Origin of the sequence: Aliidiomarina sp. (assembly GCF_047920995.1) — a bacterium.
Lineage (GTDB): Bacteria > Pseudomonadota > Gammaproteobacteria > Enterobacterales > Alteromonadaceae > Aliidiomarina.
The window spans coordinates 30,755-56,939 of record NZ_JBLRWZ010000016.1 but is presented as its reverse complement, the minus strand read 5'-3'; the positions used below and the strand labels follow the sequence as shown (position 1 = coordinate 56,939).

The window sequence follows — 26,185 nt, the reverse complement described above, 5'->3', positions numbered from 1 at the left end:
GCTTGTAATGCATCAATGGTATCGTTCAGTTTGCTCTTCTCAAGCAATGCTTGGCGAGCCAAATCTTCGCGATCTTTGCTCAATGCGAGTTCCGCTCGCTGCTCCCACTCAATCACTTCATTTTCTAGGCGAGTAAGCTGGCGAATCAGTTCCTTTTTCTCGGAAAGCGTTTTCGCCGACACCGAGCGCACTTCAACCAAAGTATCTTCCATTTCTTGAATAATCAGGCGCACCATTTTTTGCGGATCTTCTGCCTTATCAAGTAATGCATTCAAGTTTGCATTTATAATGTCAGTGAAACGAGAAAAAATACCCATAACAATTACCTCATTAAGTAATGTACTTATTAATTATCCAACCACTTAAAGTACATACAAATAGCGTGCCAACTTTCCAAAATAAAGCAAACACATGAATTTAATGGCTTTTTTAATTTTAATTACGATACAATCAATACGTGCAATGTTAAAGTTAAATAATTACACTAATAAATAGTGAAATTAGCCAACATCATTAGGGAAAAGCGACCATGTCACGGTTTCGCGATACTGATAATCTTATCGGCCAATCCAATAACTTTGTTGAAGTGCTCGAGCATGTTTCGCGCGCAGCATCACTAGATAAGCCGGTTCTTATTATAGGAGAGCGCGGTACAGGGAAAGAGTTGATTGCCGCTCGCCTGCATTATCTCTCTACCCGTTGGCAGCAGCCCTATATCCAAATGAATTGTGCGGCGCTGAACGAAAATCTCTTAGAAAGTGAACTTTTTGGCCATGAATCAGGTGCCTTTACCGGCGCCAGCAAGAAACATGAGGGCCGTTTTGAGCGCGCTCACACCGGCACCCTATTTCTTGATGAACTTGCCAACACCTCGTCTTTGGTGCAAGAAAAACTATTGCGTGTTATCGAGTATGGTGAATTTGAGCGGGTTGGTGGTAATAAACCCGTACGTGTAGATGTTCGTTTGATTGCAGCTACCAACGAGGATTTACCCAGCCTTGTGGCCAACAACAAGTTTCGCGCCGATTTGCTCGATCGATTGGCGTTTGATGTGATTACTTTGCCACCCTTACGTGAGCGCCAAGAAGATATTTTGATTCTCGCCGAGCACTTCGCCATTCAAATGGCCCGCGAACTCGAGCTCGAGTGCTTCCCCGGCTTCACCAAACAAGCCATGGAGCAACTTAGCACCTATGCTTGGCCAGGTAACGTGCGGGAATTAAAGAATGTGGTAGAGCGCAGCTTATACCGCTCCAACGCCATAGCAGAACCTCTTGATAGCATTATTTTTAACCCCTTTGCCAGCCCCTGGCGGCCAGTGGCAAAAACTAATGGTTACCAGCATGCTACAGAAGAGCCACGAGCAAGTGCGCCTGAAACAAGTGCGCCAATCGAGCATCTCGAAACGGTTATACCGGCTAATGGCAATAGTTTTCCTTTACCAAGCCAAGATGAACCATTCGATTTCAAAGAGCTTTCTCAAGATTTCGAAATACAAATACTGAGTAATGCGTTAAGCCATTGTCAGTATAATCAGAAAAAAACTGCAGAGTTATTGGGTCTTAGCTACCATCAGTTAAGAGGGTATTTAAAAAAGTATCAATTGTTGGAAGGCGCACGTGATGAATAAAACTTGCAGCCCTACACTGCATAGCCTAGTTTCTGGTGTACAAATATCAGCCGTTTTAGCCAGCGCGCTGTATTTTTTGGTGGCCTGCAGCCCTGCGCGTGAATCCATTCCGGAAACCTCTACAGATATTGATGGCTTAATGTATTGCGCCGAAGGCAATCCAGAAACTTTTAATCCACAACTAGTTACTTCTGGCACCACATTAGATATCACCGCAGCACAACTTTATGACCGCTTAATTGAATACAATGCCGAAGCGCAGGATTTTGAACCCTCATTAGCCACTGAGTGGCATGTTGCTAACGATGGTTTAAGCTATCGTTTTCAGTTACGTAACGATGTTGAGTTTCACACAACCGCTTGGTTTACCCCCAGCAGAACACTAAATGCCCACGATGTTGCCTTCACGTTTCAGCGTTGGTTAAACCCAGAACATCCATTTCATGCAGTTTCCAATCGCGGTTTTCCATTTTTCTATGCCGCTGGTTTAAGTGATTTAATTGAATCAGTAACTGCAATTAGTAGCCATGAGGTTGAAATCCGGCTAAGCCAACAAGATAGTTCATTCCTTGCCAATTTAGCCTCCGATTTTGCCATCATTCTATCGGCAGAGTATGGCGAACAACTACTCGCAGCAGGCTCGCCAGAGCTTATTGATTATCAGCCTATTGGCACTGGTCCATTTCAATTTGCCGAGTTCCGCAAAGATGTTTTGGTGCGCTATTACCGCCATCCGCAATATTGGCGCACACTCGCAGCCTCAAGCCAAATTGTATTTCGTATTACGCAAAGCGATCACAAGCGCATGCTGATGCTACTTACTCAAGATTGTGATATTTCGCCTTTTCCACCGGCACGTGATGTAGCTTGGTTACGGCAGCAACCGCAAATAGACCTGCAAGACACTATTAGCCCTAATACTGGATTTTGGGCCTTTAATACCGATCGTCCGCCTTTTGATGACCCTTTGGTGCGCCAAGCATTAGCTCATGGAGTTAACCGTAACGCTATTGTTAGTACGGTTTACTTTGATCATGCAGTTCGTGCCGATTCTATTTTGCCCAACACATCATGGGCTCATCACGGTACCCCCAGCGCATACCGTTATGATCCAGAACTAGCCCGGGAACTGCTGCAAGAAGCTGGATTTCCCAATGGCTTTACGATGCAAATCTGGGCCCTGCCCGTGCAACGCGCATACAATCCTAACGCACGCTTAATGGCAGAACGAATTCAAGCGGATTTAGCGCACATTGGCGTGCAAGCAAACATTGTTTCTTATGAATGGAGCACCTTTCGCCGGCGCTTAGTTGCTGGTGAGCACGATAGTGTATTAATTGGCTGGTCTGCCGACCATGCCGATCCAGATAATTTTTTCCGGCCGTTATTAAGTTGTGCGGCTAAAGCTTCGGGAAATAATCGCGCCCAATGGTGCGATCCGTTATTTGATGAACTGCTCAGTGCTGCAATTGCGAGTAACGATCCAAAAGTACGAAAAATCTATTATGAACAAGCGCAACAACATCTAGCACAAGAAGTTCCATTAGTACCCATTGCCCACTCTATTCGTTTTCAGGCAGCGCGGTCGAACATTCAAGGGTTGCTACTAGAGCCTTATGGCGGCATTCAATTACGCAACGCGAAGCGCGTGCATAATGCGCCCGCTGAACAGCAAAACGAGGAGGAATAACTATGCCACGTTATATTGCTCGCCAACTCGCTTTGCTGCTAATTACTTTGCTACTGCTCACGATTTTCGCATTTTGCTTAAGTTACTGGTTTCCCGGCGATCCGGTAACCAATAGTGCCGGAATATTTTTAGACGACCCACGTTATCAAGAAATTGCTAAAGCACGGGGCTTTGAGAGTAATGCGTTGGTGCAATATTGGCATTATCTGCAACATCTATTTCGCGGTGATTGGGGAGTATCTTTGCTTGATGCCGATCCCGTTTTTAAGCAACTACAACTGCGCTTTGGCGCTACCTTAGAAATCGCCATACTCGCCATGCTGATCGCTTTTGTTCCCGGCTTATCGTTAGGTGTAATCGCTGCATTAAATTTTCGCAAAGCCGCTGATAATATTATTCTCGGGCTCAGCCTTTCCGGCTATTCGATTCCGGTGTTTTGGTTTGCGCAAATCGCCATCTTGGTTGTTTCCGTACACTGGGGAGCCTTGCCTATCGCGGGCCAAATCAACCCCTTGTATGCGATTCAACCGATTACCGGTTCAATACTTATTGATATCGCTCTCAGCCAGCCCGAACAGGCAGGCGCGGCGTTTCGCAGTGCGCTACGGCATATTACCCTACCTGTATTGGTGCTCGCGATTATGCCCACTGTGCTTCTCACCCGCTTAATGCGCAACAGTATGCTCGATGTATTGGATAAGAATTACATTATTTCTGGCTATGCAAAGGGCCTCTCAACCCCACGGGTTATTTGGCAGCATGCGATTCCAAACGCCATGCAGAATGTAGTTCGAGAACTTGGTAGCTTACTCAGCCTGCTAATTACTAACACCATGATTATAGAAGTGATATTCTCTTGGCCTGGGCTCGGCAATTGGCTTATTCGCAGTATTTATGAGCGGGATTTCCCGGTAATTCAAGGTGGGCTTCTGCTTATCGCCGCACTAATACTCAGTGTGCATGTACTGCTTAATCTATTTCACGCCTGGCGTTATCCGCAAGTAAGGAAGGATCTCTATGCCGCGGCCTAACCTATATTATGAAGAACGCACCCCATCGCCTTTAGAGCGGGTATGGTTGGAGTTTCGCCGTAATCCTCTCGCGATGGGCGGGCTATATATCCTGATTGGCATCGTATTTATTAGTATTTTCGGCCCATGGCTAACGCCCTATGGCCCGAACCAACAAATAGCCGATGCCATATCACTGCCCCCTGCTTGGTCTGAAAACGGCGATATTCGTTTTCTTCTTGGCACCGATGAACTTGGCCGAGATATGGTAACCCGTATTATTTACGGCGCACGGTACACCTTTGCTTACCCGTTCCTAGTTGTTCTGGCGTCGGCCTCAATTGGTATGCTACTTGGCGGTATTGCCGCCATGACCGCGGGCGTGAAAAGCTCTACTTTAAAGCATTTGCTCGATGTAATTATGTCTATTCCATCACTTTTACTGGCCCTTATTATTATTGCCATTACCGGGCCCGGATTAGAAAACGCGCTTCTTGCGATTGGGCTAGTGCTCATTCCACAATTCTTACACGTTACCCGCAACGCAATTTATGATGAACAACGCAAACCCTACGTAACTGCAAGTAAATTGAATGGTGTGAACGATTTTTACTTACTTACCATGGTGTTTTTTCCCAATATCGTAAAAGTATTGGTGGTGCAGTTAACAATCGGCTTATCGATTGCCATTTTGGATATCGCCGCACTTGGATTTTTGCGTTTAGGTGCGCAATCACCCACACCAGAATGGGGCTCTATGCTAGCGCAAAGCCTGGAGGTGGCATACGTTAGCCCTTGGGTAATGGCTCTTCCCGGCATTGCTCTTTTTCTAGTTCTCGTAAGTGTAAATTTGGTTGGTGATACACTCCGCATTGCCATTCAAAAACAGTTGGAGCGTTAAGATTATGCTACTTGATATTCGTAACTTAACGATTTCCACCGAAACAGCGAACGGCAAAGTAAGTGTGCTAGATAAAGTAAACCTACAAATTAGTGAGGGAGAGATCCACACGCTAGTGGGTGAATCTGGGTCTGGAAAAAGTTTAATTGCTCGGGCCATTATGGGTTTTTTAAGCAACCGCTGGCATGTGCAAGCCGATCGATTATGGTTCGAAGATACTGATTTACTAAATTTAACACCTAAACAGCGGCGCGAGATTATTGGTGTGGATATTGCCATGATATTCCAAGATGCGAAAAGCTATCTTGATCCGAATCTCACTATTGGCGAACAGTTAAAACAAGCCGTATTAGACCAAGATTTAAGTGGTTCTTTTTGGCAACGCCGTAAAGAACGCCAACAAAAAGTAGAGTCGTTACTGCATCGCGTTGGTATTAAAGAGCATGATGCGATCCTCAATAGTTATTCCTACGAGCTTTCCGAGGGCGCGGCGCAAAAGATTATGATCGCAAGCGCCATTGCGCATCGACCAAAATTATTAATCGCCGATGAGCCCACTAGCACCATGGAGCCAGCAACGCGGCAGCAAATTTATCGGCTACTAGCCCAGTTTCATGCACGCTACGGAATGTCTATTCTGATGATCAGCCAAGATCTTGGCGCGATTATGCAACAAACTGAACGTTTAACCATGATTTACAGCGGCCAAGTGATGGAGAATGGCAGTGCCGAACAATTATTACACGCACCGCAGCACCCCTATACAGAAGCATTGTTAGATACCTCGTTGTATCGGCACGCGAAAATGCAGCCTCGTAACCATTTACCAACTCTCGCCGGCGCTGAGCCCACTTTACAACACCTCCCTGTAGGTTGCCGCTTAGGCCCTCGTTGCAGTTATGCTCGGCCTGCATGCGTAAAAACGCCAGCCTTGCAAAAGTATCGCGGCACTCAATATGCCTGCCACTTCCCGTTGCGTATTGAGGAAGATGAATCATGAGCATTCTTTTGGAAGTAAAGAACCTAGCAAAAAGCTACCCACAGCGTGTTGGATTCTTTAGAACTCGGTTGTTTCACGCGTTAAACCCTACCAGCTTCACCTTGGAGAAAGCGCGTACCTTAGCAATCATGGGCGCCAACGGTTCTGGTAAATCGACCCTTGCCGCGCTTATCAGTGGCGCAGCAACACCTTCATCGGGCGAGATCTTTTTCGCCGGTGAACGCCTAATTACTGGTGATTACCAACAACGCGCAAAACATATCCGCATGGTTTTTCAAGATGCGGGTGCATCCCTTAATCCGCATTTAACCATCGGTAAACAGCTCGAAGAGCCACTGCTGTTTAACACGAGTTTAAATAGCAACCAACGCCGCGAGCGCATTATTGCCACGCTCCAGCAAGTTGGCTTGCTGGGTGAGCATATGGTGTTTTACCCGCAAATGATGTCTACCGGACAAAAGCAGCGCGCTAGTATCGCCCGCGCTATTATTCTTAAGCCCGATATACTAGTTGCGGATGAAGCCCTTGCAACCCTTGATTCCTCGGTGCGCGCACAGATTATAAACCTGCTGCTAGATTTACAAAGTAAACTAGGAATCGCCTACATCTTTATATCGCAAAGCCCAGAAATCGTGAAACATATGGCAGATGAGGTACTAATTATGCAGGATGGTGATGTAATTGAACGCGGAACAGTAGCAGATGTATTTAGCAATCCTCAGCAAGATTATACCCAGAAGCTACTGCGCTCGGAACTTAGTAACAACCCTACGGGAAGCAAGGTAGATATCGCTTCCCTTGAGAAATAGTAAACATTTTGTTAGCGTATTATTCCATTCGTATTGCACTGTTGTAACTCGGTTATGTATGTGAGTACGAGGTTACGCGAAAATGGTGTGCACGTAATCTGTACTAAAAGTTTGCCCGTGAATAATTATACCAACAACACAGCACGTAAATTTTAAACAGGAGCCTTATTGTGGAAACAGGAACGCTAATATCGTTAGCGCTGTATTTTATTGCCATGCTTGCCATCGGGGTATATGGCTACTTCAAATCAACCAGTGATTTATCGGATTACATGCTCGGCGGACGCCGCTTAGGGCCAGGTGTTACTGCGCTCTCCGCGGGCGCATCAGATATGAGCGGCTGGATGTTGATGGGCTTGCCCGGGGCATTCTACGTAGCCGGGTTTTCCGAGGTATGGTTGGCAATTGGTTTGGTAATCGGTGCCTATGTTAATTATCGTGTAGTGGCCCCACGCTTGCGGGTGTACACCTACATGGCCAAAGATTCTATTACGATTCCGGATTTCTTTGAGAACCGCTTCGCAGATAACTCCCGCGTACTGCGCTTGGTATCTGCCATCGTAATTATCATTTTCTTCACCTTGTACACCTCATCAGGCTTAGTGGCTGGCGGTACATTGTTCGAAAACGCATTCGGTATGGATTACCATTGGGGATTATTATTAACCGCAAGTGTGGTAGTGGCCTACACTCTCATTGGCGGCTTCCTTGCTGTAAGCATGACCGATTTTGTGCAGGGCTGTATCATGTTTGTTGCTTTGGTAATGGTGCCAGTGGCTGCATTTATGGTGCTAGGTGGCGTAGGTGAAGTAACCACGCAAGTAAGTGCTCTGAGCCCAGCTATGCTGAATCCATTTTATGGCGCCACCTTCCTTGGTGTGGTTTCGTTAATGGCGTGGGGATTAGGCTACTTCGGCCAGCCTCACATTATCGTTCGCTTTATGGCGATTCGCTCAGTTCGCGATTTCAAAGTAGCACGGCGCATCGGTATGACCTGGATGATCGTCGCTATCATTGGTGCAATGCTTACCGGTATCGCTGGTGCTGCATATGTACAAATGGAAGGTGCATCGCTGGTAGGTAACGTGTACATGAATAACGATGGCTCTCTTGCCAACGCAGAAACTATTTTCATAGTACTCTCGCAAATCCTCTTCCATCCACTCGTGGGCGGCTTCTTACTCGCTGCGATTCTTGCTGCGATTATGAGCACCATTTCTTCGCAGTTGTTAGTAACCTCTAGTGCGTTAACCCAAGATTTCTACAAGAGTTTTCTGCAGAAAGACGCCAGCGATAAAGTTCAAGTTACTGTTGGCCGCCTCTCAGTATTGCTCGTTGCCATCGTTGCGATTGGCTTAAGTTGGGTACCGCGCGATACAATTCTGGGCTTAGTTGGAAACGCCTGGGCAGGGTTTGGCTCGGCATTTGGCCCACTGATCATTCTTAGCCTGTACTGGAAGAAAATGAACCGTTGGGGAGCGCTTGCAGGTATGCTCGTGGGTTCAATAACCGTACTATTCTGGATTTATGTACCTATAGCTGGGGCGCCATTAACTACTCATTTATATGAAATGGTTCCAGGTGTATTGCTTGCAACATTAGCCATTGTAGTGGTTTCGCGGCTTACTCAAGACCCACACAGTGATGTGCAAGGGCAATTTGACGACATGCAAACTGAAATGGTTCGCAACGCCGAATAATAAAATAATAATACGCCCATAAAGCAAAGGCACCAACTTATGAAGTTGGTGCCTTTTTTAATGTTAGGCCACTGCAAAGTTCGATTCTGGCCCTATTCATTTTACTGTGGCCCACCGTTGCGGCGCTTTTTCATAATACGCAACTCATCTAAAATTACATCTTTCATACGCATCGTTGTTTCATAACCCAAATCAATCGCATGTGAACCACGATCAAATTCCAATAAACCGATATCACCAAGTTTAGGTTGCACCAAAATATCAGGAGGATCACCCGCCATCCGTGCTTTAGTAATCCTTTCTTGCATAATATCGATAGAGCCGGCCATTACTCCCAACATACTCGGAGATTTTGGTGTGCGAACAAATTTTGTACGCATCTGGTCCATGTAGTTTTGGCTACGGGCTAAAAAGTTCTGAAATAAACCTTGTTCTTCATCATCCTCGTCAAGATATCGCTTCGCTGCGCTAGCGGCACCCTCATCCTCTGCTTCTGGAGACAAATTGTGGGCAGGTTCATCTGGATCAACGTGCACCTGAGAGTTTAAATGCACCGCAATCACAAAATCGGCTTCCAGAGCGCGTGCTAGGGATACCGGCACCGGATTCACTAACGCACCATCTACTAACCAACGTCCGTGTAATGATTTCGGTGAAAGCACTCCAGGCATCGCACAACTTGCGCGCGCAACATCGAATAAATCACCATCGCGTAACCAAATCTCCTTGCCGGTATACAAATCAGTAGCAACAGCAGCGTATCGGCGCTTTAAATTCTCCACCCGCATTTTACCAAAACGCTCACGGGCATGGTTGAAAACGCGCTCCCCCGCAACCATTCCTCCGCTTGAAAAACCGATGTCTAGGAGGTTGAATACTGCCCAACGATCCATACCTCGTACCCATTCTTCTAGCTCGTCAAGCTTACCTGCAGCATAAGCACCACCAATTAATGAACCAATGGATGTTCCAGCAATAACATTAATCTTGATGCCCATATCCTCAAGTGCTTTAAGCACGCCTATATGCGCCCAGCCCCGCGCTGCTCCAGAGCCTAATGCAACACCAACTACTAAATCATTCATCTATCGTTATCCTCGATATACGCTAACCTTGCTGGGCAACCCACTGGTGAATCTGCGTTTCTAACACTGAAAGCGGCAAGGAACCATGCCGCAACACTTGGCGATGAAACTCTCTCACATCAAAATTATCGCCCAGTTCGTACTCTGCGTAATTACGCAACTCACGAATCTTTAACTGGCCAATTTTGTAAGCTAAAGCTTGGCCCGGCAACGCCATAAAACGCTCCGCCTCGGAAACTGCGCGAGCTTCTGCTACGGGCGCATTGGCGTACATGTAATCAAGCACTTGCTGGCGGCTCCAGCCCTTGGCATGAATCCCTGTATCCACTACTAAACGAATAGCGCGCCACAACTCAGCAATATTCGCACCGTACCTATCATATGGGCCATACACACCAAGTTCATCACCAAGTGATTCCGCATATAATCCCCAACCTTCAATGAATGCCGTTTCGCCGCCAAACTTGCGAAACGGCGGCAGTGAATCCATTTCTCGCTGCAATGCTAGTTGGTAATGATGCCCTGGTACCGCTTCATGTAGGGTTAAAGCGGCTTTCGCCCAGGTAGGTCGGGCTGCCAGATTATAGGTGTTGAGGTAAAATATCCCGGGTCTTGAGCCGTCTTCAGATGGCACAGAATAGCTTCCCGAACTGGCGCTACGTTCTCTAAACTCTTCCACTGCACGAATTTCATAATCAGCTTTCGGTAACATCTCTGGGAAAAATAACAGCTCGCTTGTTTCTTCTACCGCACGAGCGAAGGCGCGATAATCCTGCAACATTTCCTCGCGGCTAGCATAATGAAATTGCTCATCATCACGAGTGAACGCGAAAAATTCATCCAAAGTGCCAGTAAAACCAACCTCGTGCATCACCGTTCTAATGTTATCTTGAATACGCGCTACTTCCCGTTCGCCAATAGCATGGATTTCTGCCGCTGTTAAATCCGTAGTAGTGCGCCAGCGTACGTTATAGGCATACCATTCTTGGCCCCCAGGAAGTGCGCCAATACCATAACTATCTACGCGAGCCGCTGGCATGTATTCATCACGTACAAAATCATACAGGGCTTGATAGGCGGGTAATACAGTTTCGGTGATCAAGTTTGCGTATAATTCACTGAAGTACAGTACCTCTTGCTCACTAAATGCTTCCGGCATGGTATGAATCGGCTGATAGAATAAGCTATCGGTTAAATCATCTACCAAATGCGCGGCTATTTGATCTAGTGCTCGCTCCATAAGTACCCGTGGCTGCACCACTTCTTGCGCCATGCCCTCTTCCATATTCCGAATCACACCATCAATCACGTTTGGTATCGCTCGCATACGCTCAGCCCACATACTGTAATCTTGGGCGGTTTGAAATGGTTGCGCAGAGGTACCAGACCCTAAAATAGCGAGTTGATTAGCAATATTGTAAAACTGATTGAGCGGCATTAAGTGAGCAGGATGCTCTAATGCCATGAGCGCCATTTCCCGATCGCGAACAAAAATCTGATAGCTCAATTGCGCATCTTCCGGCAAGTATGCAAATGCGAATCGTTGCACGCTAGCGAGGTATTCCTCTTCAAGCATTCGCACCCGTTCACGGTGTTCGCTACTAAGAGTATCCGGGAGCAGGTTATTGTATTTGTGCTCGCCTAGATATGTAGCACCTAGGGGCTCAAGTTCTAAATTTGCCTGAAAGTATTCATCATAAATTGTATTTAACTGTTCAACCCACTGTGCAACCTGGCGTTCACTCGGTTGCGTGGATTGCGGAGTGCACGCCGCAACAAACAAAATCGAGAGCATACCGATAAGCATGGCTTGAAACCCACCTAGGGAAGAACTGCAAACACTTTTCATGGTTATTTCACCTAACGTAAAAATAATAAATTGATAACTACAAAGAATGGCATAAACAGCAGCTCGCATCTAGCACTTAGCATATTGTACAGAAATAAAAAAACCGCCCTACAGCAACTAAGCTATAAAAGCGGTTTTCAAGCGAAATACTCTGTTTAAAACGTAAGGTTACTCTTCAATTTCTGCCGGAGTTGTAAGCGCTGGATCATCTTCAGCTGGCACCGGTTTAAGTAACAACATATCACGGAGGATTTTTTCAATTTCTGCAGAGATATTTTTATTTTCACGCAAATAACTCATTGAATTTGCTTTACCTTGGCCAATCTTATCGCCTTTATAGCTGTACCACGCACCAGCTTTCTCAACAATTTTATGTTTTACACCAAGATCTATCAGCTCACCCTCTTTCGAAATGCCACTACCATACATAATCTGGAAGTCTGCTTGCTTGAATGGTGGTGCAACCTTGTTCTTCACCACTTTCACACGGGTTTCATTACCAACAATCTCATCACCCTCTTTAAGCGCGCCAGTGCGGCGAATGTCTAAACGAACCGAGGCGTAGAACTTCAGTGCATTACCACCAGTAGTGGTTTCAGGGTTACCGAACATTACCCCAATCTTCATTCGAATTTGGTTAATGAAAATACACATGGTATTTGATTTTTTAATATTCGCTGTAAGCTTACGTAATGCTTGTGACATTAAGCGTGCTTGTAAGCCCATATGAGAATCACCCATCTCGCCTTCAATTTCCGCTTTTGGAGTAAGTGCTGCAACGGAATCGACAACAATTACATCTACTGCTGCTGAGCGAACTAACATATCGCAAATTTCTAGCGCTTGTTCACCGGTATCAGGCTGAGAAACTAATAGATCGTTAATATTAACGCCAAGTTTTTCTGCATAAATAGGGTCTAGTGCATGTTCCGCATCAACGAAGGCACAGGTTTTACCCATGCGTTGCGCTTCAGCAATAACCTGTAACGTTAATGTTGTTTTACCACTTGATTCTGGGCCATATACTTCAATTACCCGACCACAAGGTAAACCACCAATGCCAAGTGCGATATCAAGGCTTAACGAGCCTGTTGAAATGGCTTCAATATCCATTGCCCGGTTATCGCCTAACCGCATAATTGCGCCTTTACCAAATTGACGCTCGATTTGCCCTAGGGCTGCGGTTAACGCTTTTTGCTTGTTTTCATTAACACTCATGCTTAGCTCCAAATTCTTTGCAGTTGATAATCAGTAGTATACTGTGGATACATACAGTATCAAGTGACTTTGGCAATTTCTTACAAAAAAAACCGATTTATTTTATAAAGTTCTTATAAATCATTAAGTTGATTAACTAGTAAAGTGAGTGCATGAGCAATGGTTTGCTGCCGTACTTGATAACGATCACCGCTAAAGTACTGGATATCGGTCCATGTGTTATTCGCAGTAGCAATACCGAAACACACCATGCCAACTGGTTTCTCGCTCGAGCCACCGGTAGGCCCTGCGATACCTGTAGTACTCACGGCAATATCGGTGCCAAGTGCGTACATCGCACCTGCAGCCATTGCTGCTGCGCATTCGGCTGATACCGCACCATAGCTAGTGATAACGCTCTCGGGCACTTGTAGCAGTTGTTGTTTTACTTGGTTGCTATAGCTCACAATTCCGCCTGCAAACCATACCGAGCTTCCTGATAAATCGGTGCAAGCACTAGCAATGCCACCACCACTGCACGATTCTGCAGTAGCTAAACGAAACTGTTTTGTAGTTAATAGCGAGGCCAATTTTTGTACTAAGCTCTCGATTGCCGAGCCGTGTACTGCGTTTGCTTCCATAAATCACTCCCTACTTACGCACTCATGTCATTTAAGAATATCTAAGGTTCATAATGATTGCTAATTTATACTTGGCATTTGTAGCTGAAAACTGGATCATGTAGTAACAACATGGCGAAATTGCCATAGCTAATAAAATTATAACGAAAAACAAGGGCACTGTGTTTTCGCAGACTGCCGCTAAGAATACCGAAAAGGACGCCAAAACGAATGCCACAACCAACACCTCAACACACGCCAATGATGCAACAGTATTTGGCGCTCAAAGCTGAGCATCCAAACATTCTGTTGTTTTATCGCATGGGTGATTTTTATGAGTTGTTTTATGATGATGCACAACGCGCGGCAGATCTTCTCGATATAACCCTAACTCAGCGCGGCAGCTCTGGCGGTAATCCTATCCCTATGGCCGGCGTACCTTATCATGCAGTAGAGGGCTACCTTGCACGATTAATCAAACTTGGCGAATCTGTTGCCATTTGCGAGCAAGTTGGCGATCCAGCTACCAGTAAAGGGCCCGTAGATCGCAAAGTAGTGCGTATTGTAACTCCTGGCACCGTGAGCGATGAAGCGTTACTAGAGCCCGCCCGCGAAAACTTACTAGTGGCTATTTGCCAGCATGCCGATGAACGCTGGGGCTTAGCAGGGGCAGACATCAGTAGTGGGCGATTCTTTGTAGCTGCACTTGCCAATACAGATGCATTACTAAGTGAGCTCGAACGATTACAGCCCGCAGAATTACTTTACCCCGAATCACTGCAACTACCAGCACCAGCAAAAACGATTAAAGGATTACGCCGACGACCGGAGTGGGAATTTAGTAGTGATAGTGCTGAGCAAAGTTTACTCCGCCAGTTTGCCACCCACGATTTATCCGGGTTTGGCCTTGATAAACAGCATCCTGGCATTGGCGCTGCAGGTTGTGTTTTACAGTACATTAAAGATACCCAACGCTCAGCCCTGCCCCATTTACAGAACATTCAGCAGGAATTTTCCCGAGATGCTATTCACTTGGATAGCGCTACGCGCCGTAATCTCGAATTAACCACCAATCTACAAGGCGGTGAAAACCATACCTTGGCGGCAGTACTTGATTACACTAAAACGGCGATGGGCAGCCGCCTATTGAAACGTTGGTTACATCGGCCATTGCGTGACACCAAACGGTTACAGAAGCGCTTAGATACCGTTGCGTTATTAAAAAATTCAGAAGCTTGGTCGGCACTACAATTATGTTTACGCGACATTGGCGATCTCGAGCGGATCCTTTCACGAGTAGCATTACAAACCGCTCGACCGCGTGATTTAACGCGCCTACGAGCAGCGTTAGCATTATTACCCAACATCAACCAACACCTTCGCGAGTTTAAATTAACCGCACACGTGCCGGAATTTAGTGAGTTTAGTGATTATCACCACCTGCTCTGCCAAAGCATAGACGACAACCCGCCGGTGTTGATTCGCGATGGTAATGTGATTCGATCAGGCTATAACGCCGACCTCGATGCATTTCGTGAGCTTAGCGCGGGTGGTACGGCACAATTAGAAGCTCTTGCTGAGCGCGAGCGGCAACGCACTGGCATTGCTAATTTAAAAATTGGCTATAACAAAGTACATGGCTTTTATATCGAGTTAAGCCGCCTTGCTGCGGATAAAGTGCCGCCAGAATACCAGCGCCGGCAAACTCTGAAGAACGCCGAACGCTACATTATCCCTGAATTGAAAACTTTTGAAGATCAGGTGTTACAGAGCCAAAGTAAAGCTTTAGCATTAGAAAAGCTGTTGTATCAAGCAATTCTGGATGAACTGCAGCAGCCTTTAGGGGAACTCCAAGCTTGCGCATATCAACTTGCCGAACTCGATGTGTTCTGCTGCTTCGCTGAACGCGCAATAACTTTAAATTACAGCCAGCCCCAGTTCACCAATGCAAACGAATTGTATATCGAAAACGGCCGCCATCCGGTAGTTGAAGCGTTTGCAGATACACCATTTATTGCCAATGCCGTGCAGTTTGATCAACAACGCCGATTACATATCATTACCGGACCGAACATGGGTGGTAAATCTACTTATATGCGGCAAACCGCGTTGATTACGTTAATGGCCCATACTGGCTGTTTCGTGCCCGCTCGTTCTGCACGTATTGGCCCGGTTGATCGGATTTTCACTCGTATTGGTGCCGCCGACGAATTAGCCTCAGGCCGTTCAACCTTTATGGTAGAAATGACCGAAACGGCAAATATTTTGCACAATGCTACCGCGCATTCGTTGGTGTTGATGGATGAAATTGGCCGGGGAACATCTACCTACGATGGTTTGTCGTTGGCTTGGGCCAGTGCAGAAGCATTAAGCCGCAGTGGTGCGATGTGCTTATTTGCCACCCATTACTTCGAATTAACTCAGCTTGCGGAGCAACTCGAAAATACCGTGAATATGCACGTAGATGCAGTTGAACACGGCGACACCATCGCCTTTTTGTATCATGTGAAAGAAGGCGCCGCGAGCCGCAGCTTTGGTATTCAAGTTGCGCGCCTTGCTGGGGTGCCGGAAACGGTATTATCGCGGGCTAAAGAGTGTTTGGCGAACTTAGAAAAGAATGATGGCGTTGCTGTGGCTAGCGCACCGGTAGCACAACAGGCCAGCTTAGCCCTTGAGCCGCTAGCTATTGAGCCAAGCCCTGCAGCGGCATCAGTTGATCCGCGCATTGCGCTATTAAATGAACTCAATCCAGATGAGCTAAGCCCCAAACAAGCGTTGGAGCTACTTTACCGGCTTAGTAAACAACACTAATCGTCTGAAAACACTGAATCGGTGCTTAAGCCTTCTTGCATCATTACTTCGCGCAAGCGCCGCAATGCTTCTACTTGAATTTGCCTTACTCGTTCGCGGGTAAGGCCGATTTCCTTGCCTACATCTTCCAGTGTTGCAGGTTCATAGCCTAGTAAGCCGAAACGGCGGGCTAACACCTCTTTTTGCTTTGCATTCAGCGCATCAAGCCAACCTAGCAAGCGCTCCCGCAAATCATCGTTTTGCAAGATACCCTCTGGGCCACCGGCAGTTTCATCGGCAATGATATCGAGTAAACCTTTTTCACCATCACCTGCTAATGGCGTATCTACCGAAGCAATGCGTTCATTTAAACGCAGCATTTTATGCACATCTTCTACGGGTAAATTCAGGCTGTGGGCAATATCTTCAGCGGTAGGTTCATGCTCTAACTTTTGCGCTAGCTCACGAGCCGCGCGCAAATAGATATTTAATTCTTTCACCACATGAATTGGTAAACGAATGGTGCGGGTTTGGTTCATAATGGCGCGCTCTATGGTTTGCCGAATCCACCACGTTGCGTAGGTAGAAAAACGAAAACCACGTTCTGGATCGAACTTCTCTACTGCGCGTATGAGGCCTAAATTACCTTCTTCAATTAAATCAAGAAGAGCAAGGCCACGATTGTTATAGCGGCGGGCAATTTTTACCACTAGGCGCAGATTACTTTCAATCATGCGCTGACGTGCCTTTACATCCCCTTTTAAGGCTTTACGCGAGAAAAAAACTTCCTCTTCAGCAGTTAGTAGAGGCGAAAAACCAATTTCATTTAAGTACATCTGGGTGGCATCAAGCTTACGTTGATACTTTACTTTCGAAGCCAGCGCTTCCTCAAGTTCAGCATCAATTTCTTCTCGATCTTTATCCGCCAATGTTGTTTCATCCCCTGAGAATTCTAGGTCCTCAGTGTCTTCAGCAACATTTTCAGTACTCATTGATTGCTCTTCTTTATCACGCATGCACCACACTCCCATATACTGCTTGCTAATTGCTCCATGCTAACGATTTCGCGGTAAATAATTTTCCGGGTTCACCGAGTTACCTCGAAATCGCAATTCAAACCTTAACCGCACATCATCTCTACCACTACTTCCCATAGTGGCGATTTGTTGACCCGCTTCAACCCATTGCTGTTCCTGTACTAGCAGATCATCGTTATGCCCATACGCGGTTATGAAATCATCATTATGTTTCAATATGATTAATCGACCATATCCTCGTAGCGCGCTACCTACGTAAACAACCCGCCCTGCAGCTGCGGCAACCACTGGGTCTCCCCGATTGCCATTAAACTCGATCCCTTTCCCACCTACTTCATGGTTTGAGAAGCGCCTAACCAACGTACCTCGATGCGGCCACTGCCAACGCACTTCATCATTTGCTATATGCCGCTGCGGTTCTGCTACTGGCCGCGAAACCACCCTTGGCGCTGGAGCAGGCGGTTGTTTTACTTCAGGTTTTACTGCTTCTGTAGTATTACCATACTCTCTAGATTGAGGGGACGCAACACCCTTTTGTATAACATTTGTATTATTTGTAATAGAGTTGTTATTGCGGTAATTTGCCATAGAGCCATTTTCGGCCTGTGGTGATAAGCGCAGCTTTTGGCCAACTAGAATGGTATAGGGTGCAGAAAGGTTGTTGATTTGCGCAATATCGCGCAAATCTTGATTGGCGCGAAAGGCAATGGTGTATAGCGTGTCGCCACGCTGAACTTCATATACATCACCACTAAGTGAGGCGCGTTCATAATCGTGAAACGTGGGGCCGCGGTAAACATTTTCTACCGGCGCAGGTTCATGTGGAGCGCTGCAGCCAACAATCCCTGCAGCCACTAACAGCACTCCAAACTTACGTAACCAACCTGCTACCATGTCCCCTCCTAGGTTCTTAGTGTTTTACGCTAAGTCCCCTTTCAGTAAAGGTACAAAACGCACCGCTCCCTCATTGCGTTTTTTGTACTCATCACCGTTTCTCTCAATTAGCAATAACTGTTGTTCTCTCTGGCCCACGGGAATAACTAACCGCCCCCCGTTAGCGCTTAATTGTTCCAGTAAATCATTGGGAATTTGCGCTGCCGCAGCGGTTACGATAATGGCATCGAATGGCGCTTTACTCGGCCAGCCTTGCCAACCATCACCATGGCGCATCGCAACATTATGCAGGTCCATTCGCTGTAACCGGCGCTTTGCTTGGTATTGTAAAGCACTTATCCGCTCCACAGAAAATACTTGCGGTACTAAATGCGCCAATACTGCAGTTTGATATCCAGAGCCTGTGCCTATTTCTAATACGGTTTGTGGAGAAGATTCCAGCAACCTACTGGTCATTCTGGCTACCATATAGGGCTGCGAAATCGTTTGGCCATTGCCAATCGGCAAGGCATTATTCTCATATGCTTGGTGTGCTAGCGATTCCGGCATAAATTCGTGTCTTGGCAATTGCTCCATTACCGCTAAAACTTTTTCATCGGTAATGCCTAAACTACGTAATCGCTGCACCAAACGGCGCGCCATCCCTTGGAAATTATTCACTCTCATTTCGGTATATCTAACCACTCTTGCACACGTTGTTGATCATCGTTAGCTGTCATATCAACAGTTAACGGTGTTATCGATACATAGCCGTCGCGTACCGCTGCAAAATCAGTACCTGGGCCATCATCTCGCTGCGGCCCAACTGGGCCATACCAGAATATTTCTCTACCCCAAGGATCACTACCACGCACCATATGTTCAGCACGATGACGCCGCCCTAGCCGGGTAAGCACAGTGCCTTTCAGCTCGCTATACGGTAAATAGGGTACATTTACATTCAATACGAAATCAGATTCTAACGGCTGCTTTTGTAGCTTCACAATCAAATCTGCTACAACTTGCGCAGCTGTTTCGTAATGATCATGGCCATGTTCACCCATTGAAACCGCGATTGCGGGCAAGCCCACAAAGCGCCCTTCCGTTGCCGCGGCTACAGTGCCCGAATAGATAACATCATCACCCATATTCGGCGCATCATTAATTCCCGAAACCACTAAATCAGGTGCATCGCCCAAAGGCGAGTTGGTGCCAATATGCACACAATCTGTTGGCGTGCCGTTCACCGAAAAGAAGCCATTTTCTAGCTGCTCAACCCGCAACGGGTTGTGTAACGTTAACGAGTTACTCGCACCAGAACAATTACGGTCAGGGGCGATAACCGTTACCTCAGCAAGCTTTGATAACGCTTTATACAATGCCGCTAATCCAGGCGCTCTTACGCCATCATCATTACTTAGCAAAATTCGCATGTGGTTCCTCGTTGCTGGTACGCTGATTATTTATTCTTGGCCATTCATACAGTGATTGATACCGCTGTTACCTTAGCTTCGGTGTTCAAACTGGGCACGTTCGCGGCTATTAAAATCGCCTAACTCGGCCAGTACAGTAGTGGCAAAACTACCCGTTGGTAATGTAAACGTAAGCTCTAACGAAGTTGCATCAAGTTGCTGCCAAGCAAAGTTTGCGGGCTGAATAAATAGTGGCCTGCGCTCTTGCTGTAACCGCGCTTTACGTAAACCATCTTGCAACTTTGGCCAGTTGCCTAATACGTTGCGCTCAAATTCTGCCGATTGCCCGGTTGCTAAACTCTCGCCATCGCCAAATAGTGGCCCACTCACTGCCACATCCCCTTCCGCCACGCGTTGCTCAAGCTCTGGGGTGATTTCCTCCGCAGTAAAAAAGGAGTGGCTACCGCTAAGAATAAATACATCGCCGGGTATCAGAGCAGCACCATGCTGCGCTATACGTGCACACAAATATTCATTGAATAACCAAGAGCGCGCCGAAGAAAGTAAAATGCCTCGTAAATCACGGTTTTTAATGCGCTTACCTGCAAACATATCAATTGCTTGCGGTAAATTCTGGCGATCAATACCAAACCGTTGCTCACCAAAATAATTAGCAACTGATTGCGCTACTAGGGCTAAACGCTCTTCTGCGAGCGCCATATCGCTGATATCACGCAATACAATATTAAAGTTATTGGCTTTATGCACTCCACGCCGCAGTTTTCGGTGGCTGCGCACGTGTTCAAGTAATGCCACTTGGCCGTCGGCAAAGCTTGTTTGCATACACTCTTGCCAATCGGGTTCGGCTAAGGCTGGTAACTCAACAGAGAACCATTGGCGGGTAATGCCAAAGCGGTCTTTCATTCCTGAAAAGCTAATGTTGCGCGCTGGAATATCTAAAAAACGAGCAATGTTTTTCGCCACTTGCGCCGTATTTACACCCGCTTTTTCTATATGCAACCAATGGTGTTGGCCCTTTTCTATTGGTTCTGGGGCAAAGCCTAATACTTCATGTACCACAAAATCAGCATGCACATTCTTAAATGTACCAGTAGGTACAGGGCCAGCTAACAAGCGCAGCCACTGGGTTTGCCAATCTGTATCATTCGTTTCTGTATCATTCGTTTCTGTATCATGAGTTGTGCCATTACTACTCTCACTACTATTCATTATGGGTACCATATTTAGCTTACTTGGGCGCAAGCAAAACCACCGCCATGCTGGCTATTCCCTCACTACGGCCGGTGAAACCAAGCCCTTCAGTGGTGGTTGCCTTCACATTCACGCGCGTTGGTTCTAACTGCAGGATCGCAGCAATTCGTTCTCGCATTGCTTCTCGGTGTGGATTAATTTTTGGTTTCTGGCAGATTACGGTAACGTCAAGGTTGGCAATGGTGTATTGCTGAGCAGTAACCGCCTGCCAAACCTTAGTTAATAAATCTGCGCTATTGGCGCCTTTAAAAGTTGGATCGTTATCTGGGAACCAAACGCCAATATCGCCTTCGCCGATGGCGCCTAGTAATGCATCACAAATGGCGTGTAATACAACATCACCATCGGAGTGGGCCAGCAGCCCTTGGTCACAAGGAATATCCGTACCGGCTAACCGCACTGGCCCGGCGCCACCAAATTTATGCACATCAAAGCCTTGGCCAATTCGCACTTATACTTACTCCTTACGGGTATTACGAACTAAGTTCTGTGAATCAGGTTCTGTAAATAAAATTCTGCTAACGGTAAATCTTCTGGATCAGTTACCTTCATTACCTGCCGGCTACTGGGCACCAGAATGGGCTGGCCACCATCGGCTTCGATAGCAGATGCTTCATCCGTGATGGGTAAGCCCTGTGCTATTGCATTCTGCAGCGCATGCTGTAAATCACCCAAGCGAAAAACCTGTGGTGTTTGCGCTAACCAAATCGTTTCTCTATCGAGCGTGCTGCGAATATGAGGTATCGCCCCTTGAGCATCCGCCTGCTTAATCGTATCCCGCGCTGGCAGCGCTAAGATCGCCCCGAGATGAGGATACTTGCTTGCGGTATCAAGTAACGTTGCGAGAAGCTCCAACGGTAAACAGGGACGTGCAGCATCATGCACTGCCACTAATATATGCTTATCATACGATTCAAGGGCTGTAGCAACGCCATTAAGTACCGATTCGGCCCGTGTGGCGCCACCCGCTACCCGAACTACTTGGGGGTGAGATGCATATTGGCTGTTAGCAAACCAGCCATCATCGGGCTGTAGCGCCACAAACACATGCTCAATTCGCGGTTCAACTAGCAGTGCCGCAATCGCATGATCTAGTATGCTAGCCCCAGCGCACTGCAAATATTGTTTCGGAATTGCAGAGCCCATTCGTTGGCCAATACCAGCTGCAGGAATTACTGCAATCATGCATCCGGTTCCTGTTCTTCAATACTAATCAAACGAAAGAATGTTTCTTCCGGCCGCACCAATCCTAATTCATTACGAGCACGCTCTTCTACTGCCTCTAGAGCGTTGCGCAGATCATCAATATCGGCGGCAATTAACTGATTGCGTTGCTCTAAGCTTTCGTTAGCTGCTTGTTGGCGGGCTACATCGCTTTGCAATTCACGAAAATCTTGCATGCCTTGTTGGCCAAACCAAATGCGATACTGTAATACCAGCACAAGGCCAATAATAATTACCGTAAGTAAGCGCATAAGATCCTCATCTTGGAGCCAAAGTTAGTTTAATCTACCACTGCCACTGCATGGTTAAAAGGGCAACTTGCGCACTTCAGTAAACTTCGGCCAAACCAATGTGCTGGTTAGTAGTAAGGTACGCAAACTTAGGCTCATTGGCTGCATGCGGCCAGAAGGCCCCCACCGGTGCCCACAGCAAGCGGCTTTAATGGTAGCTTTATCCGGTTTTAATAATTGCAGTTGCCTGTTCTCATCTTGCCCTACGCTATCCAGAGTAGTACCAGATACATCGAACCAACCCCATTGATTAAGGTGAATGCGGCCTTCCTGCATGCTGATCTCATCAATACTATCGAGGTAGATTTGCGTTATACCCTGGTGGCAATACAGAACTGGCATTACTAACGCTAAACATGCGTAGCGTTCTAACCAGCCGGCAAGTTTATTCTGCGCGCTTGTGGTAAGTGCTCGAGGTGGTTTCTGGGTTTGTTTTGCCAGCCAACAAGCGGCATGAATATCTAGGCTAAGTTCGTGCTCAAAGCCGCCGCGCTGTAATTCCCTGGCGGCAAAAAGTAAGGCATGTGCAGTTCGCTGCACATGCCCACTTAAACTTGCTAATCTGCGCCGCAACAACCGAATATCATTGGCATGGTTAACGCCCAACGAATCTACCTGGCTAAGTTCTTGCAGTTGTTGTGCATAGAGTGCATTGCACAATTCTGCAAACTCGCTGCTCTGCCCCGGCAGATTAAATATTTCGGTTTGTTCCGATGCGTTTGCCATACAGCAAATACAGCCTTACTGCGCCGCTTTGATTTCAGCGCGGCCGTTATAGGCTACGTCACCAAGGGCTGCTTCGATACGCAACAGCTGGTTGTATTTCGCCACTCGATCAGAACGGCACAAGCTACCGGTTTTAATTTGTCCCGCAGCCGTACCTACCGCTAAATCGGCAATTGTGGCATCTTCTGTTTCACCTGAACGATGGGAAATTACTGCGGTAAAGCCAGCTTCTTGCGCCATACGAATGGCAGCTAAAGTTTCAGTTAAGCTACCAATTTGATTAAATTTAATCAAAATTGAATTACCGATACCTTCACTAATACCCCGCTGCAAAATCTTAGTGTTAGTTACGAATAAATCATCACCTACTAACTGTACCTTGCTGCCGAGCTTGTCAGTAAGAATTTTCCAGCCTTCCCAATCGCTTTCATCTAAACCATCTTCGATCGAAACAATTGGATAACGCGCACTTAAATCAGCAAGGTAATCGGCAAACTCTGCAGCAGTAAAGCTCTTACCTTCACCACTTAAATGATATTTACCATCACGATAGAACTCGGAAGCTGCGCAATCCAAGGCTAATGTAACATCTTTACCAAGCTCATAGCCGGCGTTCGCCACGGCTTCAGAAATAACCGCTAAGGCTTCTTCATTTGAAGCTAAGTTAGGGGCAAAGCCACCTTCATCACCAACCGATGTGCTCAATCCGCGGGCTTTCAGCACTGCTTTCAAGGCATGAAAAATCTCTGCGCCAACACGAAGCCCTTCAGCAAAATTTTTCGCACCTACTGGCTGCACCATGAATTCTTGAATATCAACATTATTATCAGCATGTTCGCCGCCATTGAGGATATTCATCATTGGCAAAGGCATGCTGTACTTGCCGGAAGTGCCATTTAAATCAGCGATATGAGCGAACAACTCTACCCCTTTGCTGATTGCTGCCGCTTTTGCCACGGCAAGTGAAACCGCCAAAATTGCATTTGCGCCAAGCTTTTCTTTGTTTTCTGTGCCATCCAACTTCAGCATCGCATTATCGATAGCGGCTTGGTTTAAGGCATCCATTCCTTGCAAGGTTTCCGCAATCGCGCCATTAATGTTGGCTACTGCAGTTAATACACCTTTGCCCAAGTAACGACCCGCATCACCATCACGCAGCTCTAAGGCTTCTCGGCTGCCCGTTGAAGCGCCACTTGGAGCGGCTGCCCGGCCCATGCTGCCATCAGCTAACACCACATCTGCTTCAACCGTTGGGTTACCGCGCGAATCCATGATTTCGCGACCCATGATTTTTACAATCTTACTCATAAAAATAATCCTTCAATTCGTATGTAAAGCAACTAGCGATTGCGATGTTGATACTCTTGCGCCGCTGCAATAAAGCTCTCAAATAATCTATGGCCATCACGTGGTGTTGAAGTGAACTCAGGATGGAATTGAGCAGCCACAAACCATGGGTGATCTGGAAGCTCAATTACTTCCACCAAGCGCTTATCAGCCGACAAGCCACTAAAACGCATACCCACAGCTTCCAGCTGTTCACGGTAATTGTTATTCACTTCATAGCGATGGCGATGGCGCTCTTCAATGGTATCGCTGCCGTATATATCATGCGCTTTCGTACCCGGCAGTAAATGGCACTGCTGAGCACCTAAACGCATTGTGCCACCTAAATCGGAACCCGAATCGCGAATTTCCTGCTGGCCACTTTCATCCATCCATTCAGTGATTAAGCCAACCACTGGATGCGCCGTATGCTCATCAAACTCGGTGCTATTGGCACCGGCTAATCCTGCTACATTGCGAGCGAACTCAATGAGTGCGATTTGCATCCCTAAACAAATCCCCAAATAAGGAATATTGTTTTCACGAGCATATTGAGCCGCCATGATTTTGCCTTCAATACCACGGCCACCGAAGCCACCAGGAACCAAAATTGCGTCTACATCGGCTAATTTACTCACACCTTTGCTTTCCACATCTTGGGAATCAATATAGCGAATATTTACCGTAAGGCGGTTATGCAAACCCGCATGCGCAAGCGCTTCATTCACTGATTTATAAGCATCTGGTAATTCTACGTATTTACCAACAAAACCAACCGTTACTTCACCGCCTGGATTCGATTCTAAGTATAGAACCTTCTCCCATTCAGTTAGATCAGCCTCTGGAACCTCAACACCAAAACGCTCAAGCACGAATTCATCCAACCCTTGTGATTTCAGAATCGCAGGGATTTTGTAGATACTTGGTACGTCTTTTAGCGAGATTACCGCTCGTTCTGGTACGTTGGTAAATAGCGCGATTTTAGCTCGTTCGTTCGCTGGTACGATGCGATCCGAGCGGCAAATTAGCACATCAGGTTGAATACCAAGGGAACGCAGTTCTTTTACAGAATGCTGCGTAGGCTTGGTTTTCACCTCACCAGCTGCACCCAAAAACGGCACTAAGGTAAGATGAATAAACAACGTGCGGTGGCGCCCTACCTCAGTAGCAAGCTGACGAATAGCTTCCAAGAATGGTTGCGATTCAATATCACCAACAGTACCGCCAATTTCAATCAGGGCAATATCATAGCCCTCAGCGCCGTCTATTACGCGGCGTTTGATTTCGTTGGTGATATGCGGAATTACCTGAATGGTAGCGCCTAGGAAATCACCACGGCGTTCTCTACGAATCACATCTTCGTATACACGGCCGGTAGTGAAGTTATTTTTCTTGGTCATGCGGGTGCGAATAAATCGCTCATAATGGCCAAGATCGAGATCAGTTTCAGCGCCATCGCAGGTAACGAATACTTCGCCATGCTGGATGGGGCTCATTGTACCCGGGTCCACGTTAATATACGGGTCGAGCTTCATGATAGTTACATTGAGTCCGCGAGCTTCTAATATAGAAGCCAACGAAGCCGCCGCAATACCTTTCCCCAGCGAAGAAACTACACCGCCGGTTACAAAAATATATTTAGTCGCCATGCAAAACCTGCTGCTTCAGGAAAATGAATCAAGGAAAAGGATGTAAAGACGGGAAAACAGTATACCCGAGCATCGCCTCGCCAACAATCTCTTAC

Annotated in this window: 24 protein-coding genes; 8 read left to right on the top strand and 16 right to left on the bottom strand. The window is 46.8% G+C overall.

Annotated features, from left to right (window positions below; translation table 11 throughout):
• A partial coding sequence (locus ACNA7P_RS06095) for a PspA/IM30 family protein (protein ID WP_416257729.1) occupies window positions 1–317 on the bottom strand: 317 nt, incomplete at its 3' end.
• Window positions 318–529: 212 nt separating this feature from the next.
• Here ACNA7P_RS06095 and pspF point away from each other — a divergent pair.
• From pspF to putP, 7 genes are all read left to right on the top strand, one after another.
• Window positions 530–1,630, top strand: a complete 1,101-nt coding sequence (gene pspF / locus ACNA7P_RS06090; RefSeq protein WP_416257728.1) for a phage shock protein operon transcriptional activator — start codon at window positions 530–532, stop codon at window positions 1,628–1,630.
• Complete coding sequence (locus tag ACNA7P_RS06085) at window positions 1,623–3,320, top strand: ABC transporter substrate-binding protein (RefSeq protein WP_416257727.1); 1,698 nt, start codon at window positions 1,623–1,625, stop codon at window positions 3,318–3,320. The genes pspF and ACNA7P_RS06085 overlap by 8 nt, the downstream gene beginning before the upstream one ends.
• A gap of 2 nt (window positions 3,321–3,322) precedes the next feature.
• Entirely contained in the window at window positions 3,323–4,351 is a 1,029-nt protein-coding gene (locus tag ACNA7P_RS06080; protein WP_416257726.1) for an ABC transporter permease subunit, read from the top strand.
• Window positions 4,338–5,231 carry an ABC transporter permease subunit gene (locus ACNA7P_RS06075; RefSeq protein ID WP_416257725.1) on the top strand — a complete coding sequence of 298 codons (894 nt, stop codon included), beginning with the start codon at window positions 4,338–4,340 and terminating at the stop codon, window positions 5,229–5,231. Before ACNA7P_RS06080 ends, ACNA7P_RS06075 begins: the two co-directional genes overlap by 14 nt.
• A 4-nt stretch (window positions 5,232–5,235) precedes the next feature.
• Window positions 5,236–6,231 carry an oligopeptide/dipeptide ABC transporter ATP-binding protein gene (locus ACNA7P_RS06070; protein ID WP_416257724.1) on the top strand — a complete coding sequence of 332 codons (996 nt, stop codon included), beginning with the start codon at window positions 5,236–5,238 and terminating at the stop codon, window positions 6,229–6,231.
• Complete coding sequence (locus ACNA7P_RS06065) at window positions 6,228–7,040, top strand: ATP-binding cassette domain-containing protein (RefSeq protein WP_416257723.1); 813 nt, start codon at window positions 6,228–6,230, stop codon at window positions 7,038–7,040. The genes ACNA7P_RS06070 and ACNA7P_RS06065 overlap by 4 nt, the downstream gene beginning before the upstream one ends.
• 170 nt (window positions 7,041–7,210) lie before the next feature.
• Window positions 7,211–8,740: a sodium/proline symporter PutP gene (putP, locus tag ACNA7P_RS06060; protein WP_416257722.1), complete on the top strand. Its 1,530-nt coding sequence runs from the start codon at window positions 7,211–7,213 to the stop codon at window positions 8,738–8,740.
• A 101-nt stretch (window positions 8,741–8,841) separates the two neighbouring features.
• On the opposite strand, the gene rssA is transcribed toward putP, so the two are convergent.
• The 4 genes from rssA to ACNA7P_RS06040 form a co-directional block, all read right to left on the bottom strand.
• The gene (gene rssA, locus ACNA7P_RS06055) at window positions 8,842–9,825 is read right to left on the bottom strand and encodes a patatin-like phospholipase RssA (protein ID WP_416257721.1); all 984 of its coding nucleotides are present in this window, start codon (window positions 9,823–9,825) and stop codon (window positions 8,842–8,844) included.
• A gap of 22 nt (window positions 9,826–9,847) precedes the next feature.
• Window positions 9,848–11,674 carry a DUF885 domain-containing protein gene (locus ACNA7P_RS06050; RefSeq protein WP_416257720.1) on the bottom strand — a complete coding sequence of 609 codons (1,827 nt, stop codon included), beginning with the start codon at window positions 11,672–11,674 and terminating at the stop codon, window positions 9,848–9,850.
• 168 nt (window positions 11,675–11,842) lie between these two features.
• Window positions 11,843–12,892: a recombinase RecA gene (gene recA, locus ACNA7P_RS06045; protein WP_416257719.1), complete on the bottom strand. Its 1,050-nt coding sequence runs from the start codon at window positions 12,890–12,892 to the stop codon at window positions 11,843–11,845.
• A gap of 113 nt (window positions 12,893–13,005) precedes the next feature.
• Window positions 13,006–13,512, bottom strand: a complete 507-nt coding sequence (locus ACNA7P_RS06040) for a CinA family protein (protein WP_416257718.1) — start codon at window positions 13,510–13,512, stop codon at window positions 13,006–13,008.
• A 210-nt stretch (window positions 13,513–13,722) separates the two neighbouring features.
• On the opposite strand from ACNA7P_RS06040, the gene mutS reads away from it, so the two are divergent.
• The gene (mutS, locus tag ACNA7P_RS06035; RefSeq protein WP_416257717.1) at window positions 13,723–16,302 is read left to right on the top strand and encodes a DNA mismatch repair protein MutS; all 2,580 of its coding nucleotides are present in this window, start codon (window positions 13,723–13,725) and stop codon (window positions 16,300–16,302) included.
• Here mutS and rpoS read toward each other — a convergent pair.
• The 11 genes from rpoS to ACNA7P_RS05980 all read right to left on the bottom strand — a co-directional run bounded on the left by rpoS (window position 16,299) and on the right by ACNA7P_RS05980 (window position 26,090).
• Window positions 16,299–17,297 carry an RNA polymerase sigma factor RpoS gene (rpoS, locus tag ACNA7P_RS06030; RefSeq protein ID WP_416257716.1) on the bottom strand — a complete coding sequence of 333 codons (999 nt, stop codon included), beginning with the start codon at window positions 17,295–17,297 and terminating at the stop codon, window positions 16,299–16,301. The genes mutS and rpoS overlap by 4 nt on opposite strands.
• A 39-nt stretch (window positions 17,298–17,336) precedes the next feature.
• Window positions 17,337–18,212 carry a peptidoglycan DD-metalloendopeptidase family protein gene (locus ACNA7P_RS06025; RefSeq protein WP_416257715.1) on the bottom strand — a complete coding sequence of 292 codons (876 nt, stop codon included), beginning with the start codon at window positions 18,210–18,212 and terminating at the stop codon, window positions 17,337–17,339.
• A 24-nt stretch (window positions 18,213–18,236) separates the two neighbouring features.
• A complete protein-coding gene (locus ACNA7P_RS06020; RefSeq protein WP_416257714.1) occupies window positions 18,237–18,878 on the bottom strand; it encodes a protein-L-isoaspartate(D-aspartate) O-methyltransferase in 642 nt (213 codons plus the stop codon).
• Entirely contained in the window at window positions 18,875–19,624 is a 750-nt protein-coding gene (surE, locus tag ACNA7P_RS06015) for a 5'/3'-nucleotidase SurE (RefSeq protein WP_416257713.1), read from the bottom strand. Before surE ends, ACNA7P_RS06020 begins: the two co-directional genes overlap by 4 nt.
• A gap of 72 nt (window positions 19,625–19,696) precedes the next feature.
• On the bottom strand, window positions 19,697–20,833 hold the full coding sequence (gene truD / locus ACNA7P_RS06010; RefSeq protein ID WP_416257712.1) for a tRNA pseudouridine(13) synthase TruD: 1,137 nt from the start codon (window positions 20,831–20,833) through the stop codon (window positions 19,697–19,699).
• A 19-nt stretch (window positions 20,834–20,852) separates the two neighbouring features.
• Window positions 20,853–21,326, bottom strand: coding sequence for a 2-C-methyl-D-erythritol 2,4-cyclodiphosphate synthase (gene ispF / locus ACNA7P_RS06005; protein WP_416257711.1), 474 nt, complete (start codon window positions 21,324–21,326; stop codon window positions 20,853–20,855).
• 29 nt (window positions 21,327–21,355) lie between these two features.
• A complete protein-coding gene (gene ispD / locus ACNA7P_RS06000) occupies window positions 21,356–22,060 on the bottom strand; it encodes a 2-C-methyl-D-erythritol 4-phosphate cytidylyltransferase (RefSeq protein WP_416257710.1) in 705 nt (234 codons plus the stop codon).
• The gene (gene ftsB, locus ACNA7P_RS05995; protein WP_416257709.1) at window positions 22,057–22,350 is read right to left on the bottom strand and encodes a cell division protein FtsB; all 294 of its coding nucleotides are present in this window, start codon (window positions 22,348–22,350) and stop codon (window positions 22,057–22,059) included. The genes ispD and ftsB overlap by 4 nt, the downstream gene beginning before the upstream one ends.
• A 54-nt stretch (window positions 22,351–22,404) precedes the next feature.
• Window positions 22,405–23,115 (bottom strand): hypothetical protein, encoded by a 711-nt coding sequence (locus ACNA7P_RS05990; RefSeq protein WP_416257708.1) that lies wholly within the window; start codon window positions 23,113–23,115, stop codon window positions 22,405–22,407.
• Window positions 23,116–23,130: 15 nt separating this feature from the next.
• Window positions 23,131–24,423, bottom strand: coding sequence for a phosphopyruvate hydratase (gene eno / locus ACNA7P_RS05985; RefSeq protein WP_416257707.1), 1,293 nt, complete (start codon window positions 24,421–24,423; stop codon window positions 23,131–23,133).
• Window positions 24,424–24,455: 32 nt separating this feature from the next.
• A complete protein-coding gene (locus tag ACNA7P_RS05980; RefSeq protein ID WP_416257706.1) occupies window positions 24,456–26,090 on the bottom strand; it encodes a CTP synthase in 1,635 nt (544 codons plus the stop codon).
• Between the last annotated feature and the right edge of the window lie 95 nt (window positions 26,091–26,185).